Genomic DNA, 19,424 nt, shown 5'->3' with positions numbered 1-19,424 from the left:
AGGAATTGAATTTAGTGGTCGTAGCTAATACTGTCAGTAGGTAGAAATACGATCGCTAATATTGAAATAAAAGTATTTCATTCGACAGTTCAGATATAAAACGTGCTTCTTTAAGCTACGTAAAGATTGAATCCTCTCGCATGCTAGTTCATGCGATTACTTGTTGAATTCAGGAATCCTCCATGACTTTTACAACAGATAATCCAACGATCAACCGCCCCCTCGAAATGTTTCAGAGTTTCGATGCCGATACCAAGCTGGCTCTGCTTTGGTATGGATGGTTGGATATCAAAAATGAATTGAATCCTGACCCCACTTATCAGACTGAAACACTGACTCAAGCGCTGGTTGATCAAGTATTAGCCCTTCCTCGCGAGGAGCAGTTACAGGCTCAGCGAGATGTCGTGAATGGGGTTGATACTCCCATTAGCCGCAGCTATGGCACCTTCTTCAGCAGTGTCCGACTCGACTTTTGGTTGTTATTAGCTCGGGCCATCGAAGAGGGTACTGTAATTGGTGTTCCCGAGAACTATCAGTTACCTGAGAATACGCGCGAGTTTGCCGATCAAATCAAAAAATTGAGTCTGGAAGATCGCATTACATTTACCCGTAGTGCTGTTTCCCGCATGGGCTACCACGTTCACGAATAAGCCATAAGCTGGGCAGTCTTTAGTGCCTCGCACTATCACTTTCCCGTTTCTTATCCCTTACACTGTTCTCCGCAACAGTGTAAGGGTGTCTATTTTTCTGAAAGGTGAATCATCCAATCAACTCCTGTGTAGCGCTATAGAAGGTGAGCAGCTAGACCCATTAGCCCACCCGCTAACACCAGCCAGGCAGAATTAATTTTTAATCGAAAAACAGCGATCGCACTCAACACCGCCAGAGTAATCGTTAGCCAATCAACTAACGCTGCCGCTCCCAGAGTGTAGGTCACTCCAGCCATTAGCCCCAGAGAAGCAGCATTTATACCATCTAGAAAACCGCTCGTCCAGGAAGACTGGCGCAGTTTTGGCACCCAGGGATTAACAACCCATACGAATACAAAAGCAGGGAGAAAAATACCAAGGGTTCCAGCGATCGCACCTGCATTTCCCGCAATCAAATAACCAACAAAGGTAGCCGTCGTAAAGACAGGGCCAGGGGTAAATTGGCCGATCGCAACGGCATCTAAAAGCTGCTGAGAGGTCAGCCATTGGTTTTGCTCCACCAGCCCCCGTTGCAAAAATGCCAGCAGCACATACCCGCTGCCATACAGGACGCATCCAATTTTTAGAAAAAACAGGAAAACACTGCCCCAACTAGCCGATGCCACCGTTGTGCTCCCGACCTGGGCTATCGTCCCCGTTAAAGGCAGCAGAAAAGCACCTGCAATGTTGCCACTGGTTCGGCGATTCTTAACGAGCATGACCACTGCACCCAGCAGCACCAGCAGCACGATTTCGTTGAAGCCTGCAAAGTAGCCTACGATCGCGGCCCCCACCGCCACTGCAGTCGGCGTATCTTTGATAGACTTTTGCCCTAGCTTCCAGACGGCCTGCAGCACGATCGCGATAATTACAGGCTTGATGCCATAAAGCAACCAACCGACCTGAGGAACGGTTTGATAACGAACATAAATCGCGGCCAGTACCCAGACAATCGCCATGGCAGGCAGGATAAAGCAAGTACCCGCAACAACCAGACCACGCCATCCAGCCCGCTCATAGCCAATGTGAATTGCCAATTCTGTCGAATTAGGGCCAGGAATCAAATTCGTGACGCCCAGCAGATCCAGCAGTTTTTCACGGCTCATCCAGTGACGACGATTCACCACTTCATCGTCCATCATGGCAATGTGGGCGGCTGGGCCGCCAAAGGCGATTGCTCCCAACCGCAAAAATGTAGTCGCTAATTCTACCAACCGCTGTTTCTGCTGGTATGGGGGCAACTCTGCATAGGCGATCGCCTCCTGATTCTGCTGGTCATCTTCAGCTTTCGGCATCACAACCGCACTCCTGACTTAGGGGTGTTACGCAAATCAATATATCGGATTTCGATAGTGAAATTGTATAAGGGAACTTTAAGGAGATTTCCAGTAATGAAATTACCCCCAGAATGTTGGTGCTTTGCCCGCTTCGCGGGCAAAGCACCAACATTCTGGGTAAATTCTTATGCAGAAACCTCCTAAGGAGTTAGTGCCGTGTACTTTATACACGGCATCATCCCAAAAAGTTAGTCATGTTCTAAACCCTTAATGGGGTGTAGAGGAAAGGGGCTCCTTTCCTCTACACCCCATTACAAGTTTGAGACAGAACTGATTTATGCGTGTACCTCAGCCTGGGAAAGCTGAAGTGCTCGTATTTGCGTGTGCTTCGCACGCAAATATGGATTGTTTTCGCGTACCGCACAACCCATGGCACTCAAAAATACTCTTAACCGAACTCAGGTTATCTAAAGCATCTAGAGAGTCAATAGTTTCAAGGAGATTGAGCAGAGTAGCGATGGTTAAGCAGTTGTTTTTTCACAGATATCACCCATAAGAAAGCAACTTTTTAAACATGGCTTTTCCGCATTAAGCGCAATTTGTGTTTCTCCCACTACAAATAGTTTCTCAATAGATCAGAGCGGGAACTCTGAACTCGTGACCTATCTCTAAAGAAATACTTCTTTTGGAATAGGAAAGGTATCCCACCGTTCTGAGCTGTATTGTTGATGACTTCTATTCAGAGAATCCTAAAAAATAATCTGGGCCAACAACTGTGCGCATTTAGCCTGGGACTTGCCGGAGCGGTCGCCATGCAACCCATCTTTTCGGTGCAGGCAGACGCCCTCTCTTTTCCACTGCAAGCTACTTCATCCGTTACTGTTGGCAATTCCACAGGTGATTTGCACGCTAGCGATTCCAAAACTCAACAATTACCGGGGCGTTTGTCGCAAGCCAAGAGCGATAAGAAAACGGCTTCCACCCGACATTCCGCTAACCCGCAGCCGGCTCCAGCGATGCAAATTCGTGTCCGCATCGCTCATCATCCCAGTCAGTTCGAAATTGCGACCTCAACTGCGGCAACGGTCAGCACCTTCAACGGCTCCCAGGAAGGGACAATGCAGCCCATGTCGCGTTATGTAGCCCAGGTGAATACACAAGGCATTCAACTGGGCCCCATGCAGCTTCAAAATGGGGTCATGATTGACCCGGGCGCGGATGGGTTCGTTTTTGTTAACGGACTCTGGTATCGAGGCCGCTTGAGCCTGGTATATGCCGACGGTGAACTCTTAGCCGTTAATCTGATTGACCTGGAACAATACCTGTACAGCGTTGTTGGCTCAGAGATGCCTGCCAGTTGGCACCCCGATGCTCTACGGGCTCAGGCGATCGCCGCCCGTTCTTACGCCCTGATTCACATCTCCCGCCCCGCCAGTACCTGGTTTGACCTGGGTAATAATGAGCGCTGGCAAGCATACAACGGCGTTGAATCCGAAGCAAACAGCACCTACGCAGCGGTCTCAGACACCTCAGCCCAGGTGCTAACCTATGATGGGCAGATTTTAGAAGCACTGTATGCATCCACCCAGGCGATCACAGACGAAGCCCACGACGGTTTCGGCATGAGTCAGTACGGTGCAGAAGAGCTCGCCCGCCAGGGGCACAATTATCAGCAAATTCTGGCGAACTACTATCCGGGAGCCATGCTGGCTCGGTTACGAAGCTAAACGCCATGTGGTGAGAGGATGGGGCGATCGTCTGTAGGGGCAGGTTTTGCCGCTATCCTAACCACACAACCGCGAATAGTACTCAAACCCGCCCTTGCAAACGTTGACGGATGCTGGCGATCGCTAGAGCGGGTTTTGTCGTTATGCTTGTGTCTGAGTAACGCGTCTTTGCTAAACCCGCCCTTTCCACACAATCACCCTTTCGGCGATCGCCCCATCGTAAGGGTGGAGTTCATTTACGAGTCCTCGAATAGTTCACCAAATAATTCGCGAACTTTTTCTTTGGCATCCTCCAGGGTAGCTTTGCCCAGATCGGTAGCACGGTAGAGCCGGCGGTTTTGGCGACCCAGGCGCTCTTCCGTTGAGGAGAGATAGCCCTTACGTTCCATGTCATGCAGCATGGGGTAAAGGGTTCCGGCGCTAATTTTGTAGCCATGACGGGCCAGTTCTTCCATGATGCCAAGCCCAAAAATGGGTTCCTGTACGGCATGGTGTAGCACATGCAGACGGATCAAACTGGAATAGAACTCGCGGCCATCCATTGAGCAAGGGGTTTCACAACGGTATCTCTAACGTTGCTGCATTTTAATGAATTTTGAGCATGGAGAAGTTACCATACTTAAAATTATCTCTGGCCGTTGAGGGTCATCTGTGTACGTTGAATCCAGGTGTCATTAAAAATTTTCTCGTAAATACGGTTATGCACTCGAAGGCGATCGCCCTCCTCAATCACTAACCCAGACAGCAACAACTCTGCCTGGTCGGGGCTATCCGCCACCACAATTTCTTCCTGTTGCCACACCCGATGATAGAGGTCGAGCAATCGAGTCGCTTGCTGCTCATCCTGGCAAAGGCGATCGCGAATGGTTCGCAAATGTTCTGGTTCGTCGTTAAACTCCCAATTCTCCAGAATTTGCGTGTGCACCAGGTCGGTAATCCATGCCTCCTCCTGTTGAAAGGGGATGCTTTCGGAACGGTTGCGAATGAGTTTGCACACCTTTTGAGTCAAGAATGGTTGTCCATTTGTCCAGGCCAGCACCTCCCGCAGCACCGCCTGGGGATTACCGACTTGCTCCGCTAGACCATAAAGTAGGGGCTGGGCTTCGTGGAGTTGGAAATCGCGAAGTTGGATAGCCTGACCAATGTTAAATGGCGTGCGTTTTTTGTCCTGAATTAGTTGAGAAGGAGTCGCAACACCAAACAGGGCAAACGTCAGACGTTGATAATCAGGATTATCGGCCCGTTTGTTGTAGCAGGCCCGTAGCAGGACAAAGAAGTCGTCAATTTCAAAATCCAGGTTGATAACACTGTCGATTTCGTCAATGAAAACAATAATCCGCTCGGGGATCTCCTTCAACAACACGTCCTGGAAAAATTCGCTGAGCCGCTGAACGGGGGAGAGAAGTTGGCGATCGCGCCACCACGTCCGAATGTCGACCCGATCGACGAGATTAAAGCTGCTGGCAAGCGTGTAGAGAAACCCGGCATACCACTGATCAGGGGTGAGGCGACGGCTACCAATTTCAGAAATATCGATGGCAGCACAGGCCAACCCTTCAGCCTGAAGCCGCCGCATAATTTGCACGCGCAAACTGGATTTACCCATCTGCCGGGAGTTGAAAATGTAGCAGAACTCGCCCCGTTTAAGGCTGGCGTAGAGATGGCGATCGGCTTGCCGCACCACATAGGTCGGCGCATCTAACGGCAAACTCCCCCCAACCTGGTAGTCATAAGATTCGGCAGACTCCTCGGTGCGCAACAGGGCATTTTCAATCATCAATTCTGCCTGGGTTGCCTTCAGAATTTGCAGCGTGTCTGAAAGCTCCTGGGTGCGTTCTTTTACCTTTTCCTCCAGAATTTCCTTCTGGCGTTTCTGGTCGGTGATGTCCTCAATAATGCCTTCGTAGTAGAGCAGATTACCGGCCTCATCCGTTACGGCGCGGGTGTTTTCCTCCACCCAGATGATGCTGCCATCTCTGCGGTAACTCTGGTAAATCAAGTTTTTCACTTCGCCATCTTCGTCCATACGACGACGGAATTCGAGGCGATCGCTCGGGTCCACATACACTTGATGGGCCAGGTCTTGAATGTTGGCCACCATCTCTTGTGGAGATTCATAACCATAAATTCGCGCCATTGCCGGGTTAATGCGAATCAGCGTGCCTGCCGGGGTGGATTGGAAAATACCCTCCAGAGCGTTTTCAAAAATGCCCCGGTAATTCTCTTCGGCAATGCGCAGGGCAGCCTCTGCCCGCTTCTGCTCGGTGATGTTCCGAATGATCATCAACACCTCATCGGGGCCAGTCACAACCATGCGAACTTCTTCGTGGTGCATCTGCCCATCAATGTTGAGTTGTTGCTCATACACCTGCATTACTCCCGTTTGCAGAGTCTTCTGGATATACTGCATTCGCCGTTGGGCTTCCAGGGGAGGCAGCGAATCGTAGACATTGGTGCCTACCAAAAAATCATCTCCATCGTAGAGCGCAACACGGCTACGGCCTTGAATTTCGCGGTAAGTACCATTCGGGCTCACCCGGATGAGTAAGTCAGGAATCGCCGCAATCAGGGCACGATTATTGGCCTCACTCTGCCGCAGGGCTTCCTCTGCCTGGCGCCGCTGGGTCATGTCGCGCACCATCACCAGCACTTCGTCCTTATTCAGGGGAACCAATCGGGCCTCTTCGTAATGCACTTCCCCCTCAATTTCCAGCTCATATTCGTAAACGGTCAGTTCCCCAGTTTCCAGGGTTCGCTGCACGTAATGCATCCGCTCCGCAGCTTTATCGAGCGGCATGGAGTCACTGATGTGGGTACCCGCTTGCATAATGGTCTGGTTCAGCACTTTCATGGCCTTAGTGGCATTGAAGCTGAGGTAAGTGCCGTCCCGCCGTAACCGCATCAGTAGATCCGGAATCGCACTCACAATGGCCTGGTTGGCAACTTCTGCCTTCCGCAAAGCCGATTGGGTTTTGCGCCATTCTGTAATATCGATCCCCACAACAACGGTGGCACGGCTCTGCTGATACTTCTGCGCCGCCATCAAGTAGCTGCGTTCTTGCCCATTTACCTGAATGGAAACCTCCTGAGATGTGGAGGTCATAGAACTGGCTAAGAACGACACCATGAAACTTACAAAGTCAGGGCTATTTCCAACCACCCCGACAGCACGACCCACAACAGACTCAGGGGCAATGCGCATATTCTGAGCCAGATAGGAATTGATCCCCAAATAGGTGCCATTAGCGGCAATCCAGGAAATGGGACCAGGGACGGCATCCAGCACCGCAGCGAGTTGTTCATTTGCCTTCGCTAGATCGTCTTTGGTCGCTTGCAGGTCGGCGTTACGCGCTTCTAGAGCTGCGATCGAGTCTTGCAACTGACGAGCCATCTGGTTGAACGATTGGGCCAGCTCACCCACCTCATCCGGACGATTTACATCTACAGGTTCCTGCCAGTACCCCTGGGCTAGTTCCCGAGCCGCCTGGTTGAGTCGCAGAATGGGTCGAGTAATCCAACGAACGGTGAGAACGCCCACTCCAACAGCAACCGCTAAAGATAACAGAGACAGGAACAGAGTTTGTTCGGTGCTGGCCTGAATCTGGCCCATAAAGTCGGCTTCGGGCACAACGACCACAATTAACCAATCAATTCCCCGCCCATCCCGGAAGGGGAGCACCTGGACGAGTTGGCGATCGCCCTCCCCATCTTTATAGGCCAACTGTTGCTCGCGTTGAATGCTGCGAAAGTTGCCGAAGTATTTCTGTAAAAAGACGGCAGTACCTTGAACCAGCGGAGCCTCACTCTCAATGGCTTTACGATAGTTAATTCGCTCTCCACTCCCCGAAACAACGGTCTCCCCCGTTGACGTAGCGACCAACGTACCTTCGCGGTCCATAATAAAGGTTTGGCCGTGCGTACCTACATTCAGAGTGCGCAGAAAGGTACTCATCTCAGCAGGCAGAATAAAATCGGTGCCACAGACCCCCAGCAGTTTCCCGTTACTCAGGTTATAAACAGGTTTGCTCGCCGTAATGGTTGGCAGGTCGGTATCAAAATCCAGGTAAATCTCGCTCCAGGCAGGCCCCATGCGGGCTTTCGCTGCTCTATACCAGGGGCGTACGCGAGCGTCATACTTGTTTTTGCCCACGTTGAACCGGGGACCGGGACGTCCGGCTTCATCAATGGTGAAGTAGTTGGCGACCCAGTTCGATGCTCTGTTGTAAACCACCAGTTGCAGGGCGTGATCGCCCTCCCGTGGCCCCACTCCCAATAGGGAGCCATCCTGCTCACTCCCACAATAGATCAGGTTGGTGTTGGGATAAATTTTGGCCTGCTCCCAGAGCTGACCAAATCCTTGAGCATTGACAATATCAATATCCCCACTCAATACACCATTGGCGTTGATACGATTAATCGCATGGGGAATTTCAACGTAGGTTTCCAGTTGCTGCCGAATGCGAGCAGTAACCTCATTGCGCAATTGCGAAGACAAATCCCTGACAGCCGCCTGACCATTACGAAAGGCCAGGTAACTGATTAACCCTACCACCCCTGCCAGTTGCAGCACGAAGGGAATGATCAACACCTGTCGCAGGGACGTGCGGTGGAGGCGATCGCGCAACGGCTTATTTAGGGCTGAGGGCAGCTTCATAGGGTGGATCCTTGGAGGCGATCGCGGAAGTACTGAGCGTACAAATTGCAACTGCTACGAGCTAAATTCCCCTGCATCTGCACCAGACCCAAGCTCTGAAGTTTGAATCCCTGCACTAACTCTATGGGGATCGGCTCAGAGGCCGTGACCACTTTAGAAAATACCGCCGCCAGATCTGGGTTCTGCTGTAGTGCCCAATGCTGACGTTGCAGGTGTTCGCTGTAAATGCCAACCGGGATCGTTTTCGGATCGAGAAGCTCTGCCAACGTCACATCCTGATGCCAGATGTGATAGAGCGCCGTCTGTATCAGATAGGGTGATCCCCCCACCAGGTTCATTAATTGCTGTGTTTGCTCCAGGGGCCAATCGAGGCCGTGGCGCTGCACCAGATCTTGAATTTGCTCCAGAGTAAACGCCTTCAGTTCAACAGGCAAGCCCACGTTAAAGGGAGACTGGTTCACATTGAGAGGAATGTAAACCTCTGTAGAATGGGCCACAATCATCCGTAACTGTTTCCAGATGTCACGGTTTTTGGCCTCTTCATGCCAGGTGCGCAGTAACCCAAAAAATTCATCCGCTAGATCTGGATAGTCAAATAGGCGATCGACATCATCCAGAGCCAGCACCAGAGGCTTCTCTGCACCGGGCAGAAGATACTGTTCAAAGTAAATTTTGCAACTGATTTTGCTACCAAACAGATCATCCCAGTAATCATCAATGCGTCGAGGCAGTTGTAACCCGAGGCCTACATTGGCGCAGAACCATTGTAGAAATTGATCCAGGTTTTGAAAGATGGCTTTGTCTGCAAGTTGGAAACTCAGAGATACGGTCTGACAACCCCGCTGCGATACCTGGGCCAGAATGCGGCTCATGAGCGAGGTTTTGCCCATCCGTCGGGGGGCCTTAATACGAATCAACCCACCGGGTTGTAGCACCACTTTGTAGCATTCTGTTTCTGTCGTGGCCCGCTGGATGTAGAAGCTTGAATCGAGAGGTACCTGCCCTCCCGGCAACTCTGGAGCATCATCGGGCTCACCCCCATCATTCATCTCTTCGACAGAAACTTGAGGCAGAGTGAAGTCAACGGGTTCCAGGGTTAAGTTAAACGCCCGAAACAAAATCTTTAAGGTCTGCTTATCGACACCCGATTCACAGGCCATGACCTTCATTAAGGTGTCTACTGCGAGTCCTGTCCGTTCACTCAATGCCTCCAGGGTGTAACGATTGCCAAAGTTATCAGCAAATTCGGCATCGGTTTTAGCCTGCTGCACTTTTTGAAACCCCTGTGGGGTCAGAACCACCCCACGCCGCCGCCGTCGTTTTGGGGCCTGGGTCGAGGTCGTAAACTGATTAGACGAAAAAGACATGGGGGCGCAGTCCTAAGCAAAATAGGGTTGCTAACGACGGAAATGTATTGGTAGAAGCCACCGGATACCTTAGAAACAGTATGGCAGGGCTTGCCGGAACTGTTTGTTATGGCGAAGGCATCACCCAAGTCCGCTACAAAAAGGACAAAATCCGCAACTCCGAACTTTTTTTCAGCTTAGAGAAATCTTACTTTGGTATTGCAAACAACGCTATGTTCATCTGACTTCTTATTGCTAAGGTTGAGGGCGATCGCTTCCTATATCAGGCTAAAAAACCCTCAAAATCGTTAGTTTTTGTAGATTTTACCTGGGGCGGCAGGAGTGCCGTGCTTCCATTTTCCGCTTCCCTTGCGCCTTATCTTCCTCCTAATACCCTAAACATCGGTGGTTTAACTGCGAGCCAAACCGCAAACTGAGGTCAAGGTCAAAGGAAGCCAAGGCCCCCAAAGGGGGTTGGCCCAAGACCTGAAAGAAAACCCCCATTTTCTAAAGGAGTCAAAAATGGAACTGTTTTATCGTGGCGCCCCCCATGAATCAGTGAATCCTGAGGTGGAAATGATAGATAGTGGCTATGAAGGTCGTTTCCTGGGTAGAGCTTACAAAATCCAGCAGGGTAAAGTTACCCAACACTACACCCCCGTGTCACTCAAATACCGTGGCATTCACTACCGTGCATGAGGTTAAGATTTCTTGAAGCCTTTGGCTCGAAGTTCCTGTTTGAATCCGAACAGCTCTTTTGCAAATAATGGCGTGAAATCATACCCAGGAAGTCTGTTGCACCAGGATAGAGGTGAGGGCAACCCTGTCTCTATCCTGGTGCAAGCGCTGTAACGTGAGAGCCTTTTAAAGGGTTGTTTTTCATGCGCGAAGTGCACGAAAAACAACCCCTCCAGTAAGTTTTAGTTTTGGCGGGCTGCTACATCTGTATACACGGCTTCTGCGTGTTCTACCCGCCGCCGAAAGGTTTCTAAAAATGTGTGTTCCTGGGCAAATTTCTGTGCAGTCATTGCCTTCGTGGTGATTTCTTCTCGATTTTTATTCAAGTTAGCAACCTGCCGAGCCAACAGGTCGGGGCGGTTTAAGGGTACAACCCAACCGGCATGCGAATTGTTGCTCAGTTTTTCGAATGCCTCATTACCGTAACCGACAATTGGAACACCGGCTGACATGGTTTCGATATAGGTACAGGACGGGTCTCCCTGCCGATGGCAACAAATAAATAAATCCATTTTGGATTTGACAAAGGGGAAGAACTCAGACTTAAAATCTGGAACCCCTAGCATGGTAATCTCATTACCCAACGACTCCTGCTGGATCCGTTGTTTCATCGGTTCTTCTAAAACCCCGGCCCCGCTGATGTAAAGATGGTATGGCACATGCAGGCGCTTCAGTTGCTGGGCAACTTCGATGAGGTGATCAGCCCCCTTCATGTGATTTAAGCGCCCGGAAAATACCAGTTGTAGGGGTTCTGTGTCAGATCGATAGAATGCCCGCTTCTCAACATCATCCTGCGTTGCCATCATATCCTCGGTAATCCGGGTATCCAGATAAAGCATAGGATGGGAATTGATAGACCGATATTCCTCAAAAATTGGAAAACCGTTACATTGCAGCCCGTCGGCTAAGGCGATCGCCCGTCGTTGGCGTTTTTCCTGCTGCTGTGCCCATAAATTCTGCCGCAACCGTTTCAGCGGATTTGTAGTGCTCACTGCAATGATTTGCTGTCGAGTCTTGAGGGTGTATTCAGCCGTGTAAATGCAGGGAATTCCATGCTCCCGGCACAGTTGGCTGAGGTGATTTTGGTGATAGTCAACGCTACCGATAACAACACAACCTTTTAGATACTCAATTAAGTTTGGCGAATCATAGGGGACAAACTCCATTTCAAAAGGTAAATCATGACGGTTCATGACCTTTTGATCAACTTCGTCAACTCCGTTTTTCTCTTCTTCAATCAGAACCTTGACTCGCCCATTCCACAGGCTTTCATACATCAAAACGGCTTCAATAAACTTACGTGTAATAATAATTTGATCATTAGGTAAAAGTTTGATCTTAAAGTTGGGTATTAAAGCCAGGGTAGGCCGATTATGGCTATGCATAACTTTGGTGTTTGTCTTTATTAGGAGTACTTTCAGTATTTTGGATCAGTAATCTAGCAACAGCTATGACGTTAGAATCATGAGTTCTCTCTAAACCTCTATTGAGTAGAGGGCCTGAGGGAATTGATGGTTCCAAGGGTGGGGGCGATCGTTTCGTTACGTATGGAGAGTATATTTGCATAGAAACTATAAAGGGGATATAAACTTGGAGAATATAAATATAAATTTGTCTAGTATCTTAGGTATGAGATTCACTCAGTAACTGGCTAGAAATCCGCGCAGCCTTTGGAATTGCACACATTTCTTTTGCGGGTGTTACGGTTCCACCCTGTACTGAGACGTTTGCTCTTGGTATACAAATCTGACAAGCAGACGAACAAAATTAACCGAACTCCAAGAGCGGCTCTACCCATTCTGTAGGCAGCATAGCTTTGCAATTTGATGTTTAATTGAGCAGATTTTCAAAAACTGAAGTCCATGCCAGGAGCCTTAAAACGAAGTCGCTCCCGTTGGAATAAGGTCCATTGGATCAAATTGGACTCTCTTTGGTAGTGAACCCTTTTGGGATATTTACAGAAAACGCTTTTCGTCTTGAACCGTAGTAAAAAACCGCCATCCTAAGATGGCGGCACATAACCCTTCGAGGTATTCAGGTTTAGTGTTCCCAATTTTTAGAGGCTTTAATTCTTTGATGAGAATATCCTACTCATATAGCGGTATCCAAGTTGATTAAGTACAGAAGATAGTGTGTGGCACGTCACGCCACACACTATCTTCTGTACTTAATCAACGCACATAGTGCTGTATGCCCAGTTAAAGAACCCTAGTATGCAGTGGTGCGGCGTATAGTGCGCCGCACCACTGCATACTATGATTCTTTAATCGGATTTGATGTCAGTTACGAATCAGGGTGAATTTGAGATTACGTTTCAAATTGGGATGTTTTAATCGGAGTGGATCTGAGCAAATCTAAATCTATCCTCTCTAATTCTGTCTTTGTTGAGAGCTGTTGGCGCAGGCTAACGCCTGTTGAATCTGGTCGCGTAGAGCAGGAGGTTCTACTACATTCGTTACTCGTAAGGCATTGTCAGCTTGGCCCATTTCGTAGTACACCAGGGAAAAGGCAGCAGCAATGACATTACGTTGAGCACTGTCATCTTCTGTGTTTGCTAAATCTTCGGCTTGCGCCATGAGATCGGCAGCGCGTTCGTGAAATGCGTCCCCCGAAGAAGTACCCTCTGCTAAAGCAGCATATTGATTTGCGGCCCCTGCCACTATCATGGCTTTGAGATAGGGCTCTGTCACGACGTCAACATTGTTCAGGATGTAAGAAAGTGCTGTAGTGGCAGATTCTGTTTGCCCGGCGCGTACATAGGTAATAACAGCACCCGTTAGAAGACTGAGCGTTCCGTATTCCTGAGTGGGGAAAGTTTGCGCTAACTCAAACAATTCTGACGTTAAATCAGCGGCTTGCGATCGCCCCTCTTCCTGATCAAACCGGATATAAACTCCCACTAATCTGGCCAAAGCCCAGAACTGTAAGACATACTCCGCCTCAGATCTGGTTGCCAAATTTTTGTACACAGCGGTAGCCCGCTCCAAAGTGGCCGAAGCAGCGGCCTGTTGTCCCTGATCCCAATACTTCTCTGCAATTCGCAAGAGGGGTGATAACTGAGCCTCCTCATTCATTAGGCCAACCAGTTCTAATGCAGTTTCTAGCTGTCCCTCATTCCAGTAGCCCTGAGCAACATAAAACAATGCCTGATCCCGGATAGAACGTGCACCACTAAACGCAGCATAGGGCTTTTCTGGAGGTGTTTCTGTCAGGGTCAACGCGACTTCCCGAGCTTCATCTGTACGATTCTGAATGGAAAAGGCCCGACTAACCGCAAAGAGATTTTCGTTGCGTTGTGAGGCATCTTCTAAAGTCCTGGCAAATTCAACCGCTGCCGCTAAATTACCCTGTGCTAATAATTCGTTGACTCCTGGATGCAACCCAGGATCAGAACCATTTCCTTGAATGTTAGAGCGATCGCTTTCCCCCGCGCTATCTAACAACGCTAGCAGCACGGTAGAAGACAACCCCATTAAATCGTTCAGGGTGGCTTCCGAGACCGGTATTGGTGGCAATGGACAAGCCGGGGTGAAAGCACCCAACATAATTTCTTGAAATGAGCTCCCTGAAGATGAACGTTCAGTCGACTGCACCCACGGTTTCGCAGTAGCCGACTGAGCAAAGGCTATCAACCCAAGATGAATGGACAAATTCAGAATTATCCAAAGCAACCGTTTATGTTTCAATGACACCTCGAGAGACTTTCGCGTGTTAAAGAGCACAGCGAGCTACATCTGAACTCCAATTGAAGCATGGACAGCGGAGATCCTCCAGCTTAGGTCAGACATTCGTACCGCAACTTTTCAAGCAGGCTCTTGGACGGAATTGACTCGAATTTTTAGAACCGGTTTGAGAAGGTTGATTTTTCGTGCCCTTCGCACACGAAGAAGCAACCTTCTCAATAGTTTTCAAGCAGCTTCTCACACCCCATTCATGACTCCTATAATTCGGCAATCCAACAGCAATTCTCATTTTGAAATCCAGCCCGAAAACCGCTCGCCATAAGCGAGCGGTTTTCGGGCTTCAAAGCCGAGAGTTCGTGCCTGTAGGGCACGAACTCTCGGCTTTGAAGCTCATAATGAGAATTGCTAGCAATCCAAACTTACAGCGCGAGTTGATATTGACAAGTTCAGTTGTCATAATTAGCATGGGTGCATGAGAACATTACAGCAGGTTGCCCAGCTAGATCCCCACTGGTCACTGGAAGAATTGGTGCAGATAGCAAACGAACTACTACCCCAGTTTTTACCGGAGGAAAAGGCTCATACCCGTGTACGGGAAGAGGTCACACCTCGCCTTGTACGGCATTACACCAGTCAGGGCATGTTGGATGAACCGCTGAAGGAGGGGCGAGAAGCTCGTTATACTTACCGGCACTTACTGCAAGTGTTGTTAGTACGACGGTTACTAACAGAAGGTTACGGAGCCAGTGTGATTGATACCCTGGCGCGTTCAAAACCTGACCCAGACCTGGAGGCATTACTTCAGGGCGGCGCTCAACTCACCGTCACTCCAGCAAACCCGGCCCTGGCCTTTTTGCAACAAATTCAACAACGGCAACCAGACGCAGCTCGCCAGGCCCCGTTCAGTCCCCCAATTGTATCACCGCCGCCCATTCCATCCCCATCCCCAAGCACAACACAGTGGACTCGGCTGGAGGTTTTACCCGGCCTGGAGTTGCACGTGCGCAGCGACTTTACTTTACCGACAACATCCCAAGAGCAACAAAACCTGCTCCAGCATATCTTACGCATTCTGACATCTCTTGCTTCCTCAAAACGGAGGTCTTCCCGCTCATGAACCAACCGCATATTGACCTCATCCCCCTGCGGGCTGCTGTTTGCTCTGATCGCCCTACGACCCTTGATCTGGTAGTACGCATTATCCCCCCCGACCTGCCTGAAACGATTGATGCCCGCCGCCCCACCCTTAATGTCGGGTTTGTAATCGATCGCTCAGGCTCTATGGGCCATCGCAAAAAAATTGAGTACTCTCGTCAGGCAGTCTGCTACGCCATTGAGCAATTATTGCCGAGCGATCGCCTCAGCGTCACCATTTTCGACAACCATGTGGAAACCCTTATTCCCAACACTCCAGCAAACAACAAAACCAGCTTTAAGCGTCTGATCAACCAGATCCAACCGAGGGGTAGTACAGCTCTCCATGCCGGATGGGTACAGGGCGGGATTCAGGTGAGCCAGTCGCTTACAGCCGAACTCAATCGCGTCATTGTGCTATCTGATGGGTTAGCGAATCTCGGGGAGACGAACCCTGATGCGATCGCCACGGATGTTCATGGACTCGCGCAACGGGGCGTTAGCACCTCTACTATGGGCTTGGGGGATGACTATAACGAAGACTTGTTAGAAGCCATGGCCCGTAGTGGCGATGGCAATTACTACTACATCGAAGCTGCGGAACAGCTCCCCAGCATCTTTGAGCAGGAACTTCAGGGGTTAGCCATCACTATTGGTAAAGCGGTCACCATGGCGGTTAAACCTCAGGGGGATGTGGTGCTTGCTGATGTGCTGAATGACCTGGATAAGGATGCCGACGGACAGTATAAGCTGCCCAATTTGATGTTTGGCAATCCCATAGATTTTGTCGTGCGGCTAAAGGTTCCTGCCATAACGCAGGAAGCGCCACTCTGCGTCTTTCATTTAAGCTGGACGGATACAGAACAGCAACTTCAGGAACTCACCATTCCGTTGCAACTTCCTGTCGTTCTTCATCACCAACTGAATGAGTTTCCGCTTAATACTGACGTGCAGCAGCAAGTTGCGTTGATGATGACAGCCCGTGCTAAAAAAGAGGCCGTCAATCTGGTAGACAAAGGAGATTACGACACAGCCAGCCAGATTTTGCAAAAGACTCGGCAGCAAATGCTGGATTACAACCTCCCCATGTCTGTTCCCGAGGCAGCTGCTCTGGAAGACCTGGACCAGGAACTTCAAAGCCGCAAGATCTCTAGCTACCGAAAGCGCTCGTCGCATCAATCCTACAGTCGTGGCAGCCGACGCAGTCGAGGGCACAGCAACCTGTTCTATGCCTTTGATCGAGGTCCCCTGTTGGGAGACATTACCCAGCAAACGACTGATGCGATCGTCAATTCCACAGATTGTTATTTATCGGATAGTGGAGCTATTGCCAGGGCAATTCATCGTGCCGCTGGCCCTGAGTTACTCAAAGCTTGTCAGGCATTAAATGGATGTGCTGAAGGGTCGGCAAAAATTACCCCTGGATTCAAGTTAGCGGCTCCCTGGGTGATTCATACCGTCTGTCCTCCCTGGCACGGGGGCAACCATCGGGAGGATGCTATGCTGGCCCAGTGTTATCGTGCCTGCCTCGACCTGGCATCCAGGCAAGGAATTTATTCGATCGCCTTTCCCGCCATTGGCATCGGTGCTTTGGGGTTTCCCGTTGAACTGGCTGCACGTATCGCATTTGAAACAGTTAGCCATTACTTATTTAGCCGAAGCACCATTGGTACTGTACGATTTGTTTGTTTTGATGAGCACACGTTGCAGGTTTATGAAGCTCAATTCAGCCGGTTTTCCAGTTGGTAAATAGGTGATGCGTAGTTCAACATAAAACCTGAAATGCTGTGCTGCTCGCAAGGTGGGCGACACAGCATTTTAGGTTTACTCGTATCTTGCGTCAGAATTAAGAACCGTTGTTTTCCCGTCGCAAAGCGACGAGAAAACAACGGTTCTTAATTCTGGTTTAGAAAGGATTCCAGCGATCGCCCCTTCCCCTAATACAGAAAGAAACGGTGAGCTTCTTGAGAGTATGAGCATACGTCTCCGAGATTTGAAAGATGTTTTGTAGTGATAGATACCACTCGAAACACGAGGTCTGAGTACGTTAAAGCCACATAGTAGAAATTTTAGTTTGCAGTTCTACGGTATTTCATTCCCTTCTGTGTCCCCTCTTATCATCGGAGCTATGTCATCGTGAGTCAGCGCAGAATTTTTGGTTTATCCCGTCGTCAATTTGTCCGTACCCTGCTTGCAACGAGCGCTTTTGGGGTAACGGCCAAATTGGGAACCGGATGTACGGCTAGCAAGGGTTCTGGTGGAGAAGTCACTGCGGCCGGGGAATCACCGGCGGCCAGTGGTGAGCCTATCACAATTGGCTTTATTTACGTTGGGCCTAAGGACGACTATGGCTATAACCAGGCCCATGCCGAGGGGGCTGCAGGAATGGCCAGCAAGTTCTCCAATGTCAAGCTTGTGGAAGAAGCAAGCATCCCCGAAACCACAGCCGTCACCGAGTCGATGCGAAGCATGATCGACATTGATGGTGCGATCGCCCTCTTCCCCACCTCCTTCGGATACTTTGACCCCCACATCCTCAAAATAGCGACAGAGTACCCCGATGTGCAGTTCTTCCACGCGGGTGGTCTATACATAGAAGGGAAAACCCCCAAAAACGTAGGCAGCTACTTTGGCTACATCGACGAAGCACAGTATGTTGCCGGAATTGTAGCGGCCTTAACTTCTAAGACGGGCAAACTGGGCTTTGTAGCGGCCAAACCTATTCCCCAGGTACTTCGCAACATCAACAGCTTCACTATGGGGGCTCGCAGCGTAAACCCAGATGTAACGACCCAGGTCGTGTTTACTGGGAACTGGGCTGAACCGGTTAAAGAAGCGGAATCCACCAACAGCATGGCAGACCAGGGCATCGACGTCGTCACCTGCCACGTAGACAGCCCCAAAGTCGTGATGGAAACTGCCGAGAAGCGCAATATTTACTCCGTGGGTTATCATGCAAACCAATCTGCCCTGGCGTCTAAGGGCTATCTAACGGGGGCCGAGTGGGATTGGGTGAATATTTACTCCCGCTTTACCGAAGACCTGTTGGCTGGCAAAAAGCTGATGGATGGAAGCATTCCCCATCTGGTGCGAGGCGGTCTGAAGGAAGGGTTCTGTAAACTCTCCCCCTATGGCCCTGCGGTTAGCTCTGACACGAAAGCTAAGGCGGATGAAGCCATGGCCAAGTTCATGGATGGCAGCATGGTGATCTACAAGGGCGAGATTAAGGATAACCAGGGGAATGTCGTCATTGCGGCCGGGCAAGAACTGAAGCAACAAGATCCAGTTTTGGAGCAAATGAATTACCTGGTAGAAGGCGTTATTGGCACCATCTAACCAACAGGCCTATACAACAGAAAAGGGTGAGTGCAAAGCACTCACCCTTTTCTGTTGTATAGGCTAAAGCAGCTGTAAATTTAATTCTGGATTTTCGGTGGAGACGGGAATCTAATCAGCATTTTGACCCCGATCGCCCAGGCAATAGAAGCGGCCCAACCCGCCAAAATATCACTGGGGTAATGTACCCCTAAATACAGCCGGGTCCATCCAATCATCAGGACAAATGCACCACCAGCAAGAGCCACAACCCAGCACCAATAACTGCCCCAGGTCAAAACGATCAGAGCCACCACCAGCGTCATACTTGCCATGGCATGGCCGCTGGGAAAACCATAATCCAATTCGGGAGCGGGGGATGTCCATAGTTGAGGCCGTACCCGATGCAGCATGGCTTTGGCAACTCGGTTGAGCACAGTAGCGCCCAGCAGGGTAATCAAAAAATAGGTTAAGCGGTGCAAGCGGCGTCGGAGCAGGAGAAAAATTGAAATAATGATGGCAGCAGGAAAGACCCCCCAGAACACCCCGAAGCGGGTCAAGATGGTTACCACAGCATCAAGCTGAGGATTTGCTCTGGCATGAATGGCAAGCAGAATCGGAACATCCCAGGAAAAGCCCCCTTCATTTTCCCAAACATCCTCTGCCAACTCGCCAAACACCTGAAGAGGCAGAAATACACCAACGAGCAGAAGCAACAAGCTAGCGCGGTGGCTGATGACCCATGTTTTCGAAACCGCCCAAAATGAACGAAGATGCCGCTTCAACTTAGCCTCTATCATGCCGACAATGTCGCATCCTTCATGTAAAGTGCCTTCAGCTTAAAGCACTCAAAAAAGGCTT

Annotated in this window: 13 protein-coding genes and 2 pseudogenes; 7 read left to right on the top strand and 8 right to left on the bottom strand. The window is 50.0% G+C overall.

What is annotated here, in order from left to right; genetic code table 11:
- Nucleotides 1-182: 182 nt before the first annotated feature.
- Nucleotides 183-650 carry an orange carotenoid protein N-terminal domain-containing protein gene (locus NDI52_RS03905; protein ID WP_190772366.1) on the top strand — a complete coding sequence of 156 codons (468 nt, stop codon included), beginning with the start codon at nt 183-185 and terminating at the stop codon, nt 648-650.
- Between the two features lie 134 nt (nt 651-784).
- Here the strand turns inward: NDI52_RS03905 and NDI52_RS03900 are convergent, their stop codons facing one another.
- Nucleotides 785-1,984, bottom strand: coding sequence for a chromate transporter (locus NDI52_RS03900; protein ID WP_190772367.1), 1,200 nt, complete (start codon nt 1,982-1,984; stop codon nt 785-787).
- Between the two features lie 710 nt (nt 1,985-2,694).
- Between NDI52_RS03900 and NDI52_RS03895 the strand changes: the two genes are divergently transcribed.
- A complete protein-coding gene (locus tag NDI52_RS03895; RefSeq protein ID WP_190775093.1) occupies nt 2,695-3,693 on the top strand; it encodes a SpoIID/LytB domain-containing protein in 999 nt (332 codons plus the stop codon).
- 236 nt (nt 3,694-3,929) lie between these two features.
- Here the strand turns inward: NDI52_RS03895 and NDI52_RS03890 are convergent, their stop codons facing one another.
- The 4 genes and pseudogenes from NDI52_RS03890 to NDI52_RS03875 form a co-directional block, all read right to left on the bottom strand.
- Nucleotides 3,930-4,235, bottom strand: a complete 306-nt coding sequence (locus tag NDI52_RS03890) for a PadR family transcriptional regulator (protein ID WP_190775094.1) — start codon at nt 4,233-4,235, stop codon at nt 3,930-3,932.
- Nucleotides 4,236-4,318: 83 nt separating this feature from the next.
- Nucleotides 4,319-5,548: pseudogene (locus NDI52_RS03885) on the bottom strand (AAA-like domain-containing protein); the annotation flags it as partial.
- 15 nt (nt 5,549-5,563) lie between these two features.
- Nucleotides 5,564-8,347: pseudogene (locus tag NDI52_RS03880) on the bottom strand (PAS domain S-box protein); the annotation flags it as partial.
- Nucleotides 8,344-9,714, bottom strand: coding sequence for an AAA-like domain-containing protein (locus NDI52_RS03875; RefSeq protein ID WP_190775096.1), 1,371 nt, complete (start codon nt 9,712-9,714; stop codon nt 8,344-8,346). The gene NDI52_RS03875 and the pseudogene NDI52_RS03880, both read right to left, overlap by 4 nt.
- 47 nt (nt 9,715-9,761) lie before the next feature.
- Between NDI52_RS03875 and NDI52_RS03870 the strand changes: the two genes are divergently transcribed.
- Both NDI52_RS03870 and NDI52_RS03865 read left to right on the top strand, forming a co-directional pair.
- Nucleotides 9,762-9,938 carry a hypothetical protein gene (locus NDI52_RS03870; protein ID WP_190775097.1) on the top strand — a complete coding sequence of 59 codons (177 nt, stop codon included), beginning with the start codon at nt 9,762-9,764 and terminating at the stop codon, nt 9,936-9,938.
- Between the two features lie 277 nt (nt 9,939-10,215).
- Entirely contained in the window at nt 10,216-10,392 is a 177-nt protein-coding gene (locus NDI52_RS03865) for a DUF4278 domain-containing protein (protein ID WP_190775098.1), read from the top strand.
- Between the two features lie 221 nt (nt 10,393-10,613).
- Here NDI52_RS03865 and NDI52_RS03860 read toward each other — a convergent pair whose 3' ends face one another.
- Nucleotides 10,614-11,816, bottom strand: a complete 1,203-nt coding sequence (locus NDI52_RS03860) for a glycosyltransferase (protein ID WP_190775099.1) — start codon at nt 11,814-11,816, stop codon at nt 10,614-10,616.
- Between the two features lie 984 nt (nt 11,817-12,800).
- Nucleotides 12,801-13,946: a hypothetical protein gene (locus NDI52_RS03855; RefSeq protein ID WP_190775100.1), complete on the bottom strand. Its 1,146-nt coding sequence runs from the start codon at nt 13,944-13,946 to the stop codon at nt 12,801-12,803.
- A 640-nt stretch (nt 13,947-14,586) separates the two neighbouring features.
- On the opposite strand from NDI52_RS03855, the gene NDI52_RS03850 reads away from it, so the two are divergent.
- The 3 genes from NDI52_RS03850 (at nt 14,587) to NDI52_RS03840 (ending at nt 18,584) form a co-directional block, all read left to right on the top strand.
- Nucleotides 14,587-15,231: a MerR family transcriptional regulator gene (locus NDI52_RS03850; protein ID WP_190775101.1), complete on the top strand. Its 645-nt coding sequence runs from the start codon at nt 14,587-14,589 to the stop codon at nt 15,229-15,231.
- Entirely contained in the window at nt 15,228-16,997 is a 1,770-nt protein-coding gene (locus NDI52_RS03845) for a macro domain-containing protein (protein WP_190775102.1), read from the top strand. Before NDI52_RS03850 ends, NDI52_RS03845 begins: the two co-directional genes overlap by 4 nt.
- A gap of 387 nt (nt 16,998-17,384) precedes the next feature.
- Nucleotides 17,385-18,584, top strand: a complete 1,200-nt coding sequence (locus NDI52_RS03840) for a BMP family ABC transporter substrate-binding protein (RefSeq protein WP_190775103.1) — start codon at nt 17,385-17,387, stop codon at nt 18,582-18,584.
- 80 nt (nt 18,585-18,664) lie between these two features.
- On the opposite strand, the gene NDI52_RS03835 is transcribed toward NDI52_RS03840, so the two are convergent.
- Nucleotides 18,665-19,363, bottom strand: coding sequence for a phosphatase PAP2 family protein (locus NDI52_RS03835; RefSeq protein ID WP_190775104.1), 699 nt, complete (start codon nt 19,361-19,363; stop codon nt 18,665-18,667).
- Nucleotides 19,364-19,424: the final 61 nt, after the last annotated feature.

The sequence above is a fragment of the Leptolyngbya sp. PL-A3 genome, assembly GCF_039962325.1.
Lineage (GTDB): Bacteria > Cyanobacteriota > Cyanobacteriia > Elainellales > Elainellaceae > Vacuolonema.
This window is presented reverse-complemented; position numbering and strand designations above follow the sequence as displayed.

Excerpts from the sequence above, each read along its gene's own strand:
- NDI52_RS03900 (WP_190772367.1), bottom strand. The coding sequence starts at position 1,984 with ATGCCGAAAGCTGAAGATGACCAGCAGAATCAGGAGGCGATCGCCTAT.
- NDI52_RS03905 (WP_190772366.1), top strand. The coding sequence starts at position 183 with ATGACTTTTACAACAGATAATCCAACGATCAACCGCCCCCTCGAAATG.
- NDI52_RS03850 (WP_190775101.1), top strand. The coding sequence starts at position 14,587 with ATGAGAACATTACAGCAGGTTGCCCAGCTAGATCCCCACTGGTCACTG.
- NDI52_RS03835 (WP_190775104.1), bottom strand. The coding sequence starts at position 19,363 with ATGATAGAGGCTAAGTTGAAGCGGCATCTTCGTTCATTTTGGGCGGTT.
- NDI52_RS03860 (WP_190775099.1), bottom strand. The coding sequence starts at position 11,816 with ATGCATAGCCATAATCGGCCTACCCTGGCTTTAATACCCAACTTTAAG.
- NDI52_RS03890 (WP_190775094.1), bottom strand. The coding sequence starts at position 4,235 with ATGGATGGCCGCGAGTTCTATTCCAGTTTGATCCGTCTGCATGTGCTA.
- NDI52_RS03865 (WP_190775098.1), top strand. The coding sequence starts at position 10,216 with ATGGAACTGTTTTATCGTGGCGCCCCCCATGAATCAGTGAATCCTGAG.
- NDI52_RS03845 (WP_190775102.1), top strand. The coding sequence starts at position 15,228 with ATGAACCAACCGCATATTGACCTCATCCCCCTGCGGGCTGCTGTTTGC.
- NDI52_RS03875 (WP_190775096.1), bottom strand. The coding sequence starts at position 9,714 with ATGTCTTTTTCGTCTAATCAGTTTACGACCTCGACCCAGGCCCCAAAA.
- NDI52_RS03895 (WP_190775093.1), top strand. The coding sequence starts at position 2,695 with ATGACTTCTATTCAGAGAATCCTAAAAAATAATCTGGGCCAACAACTG.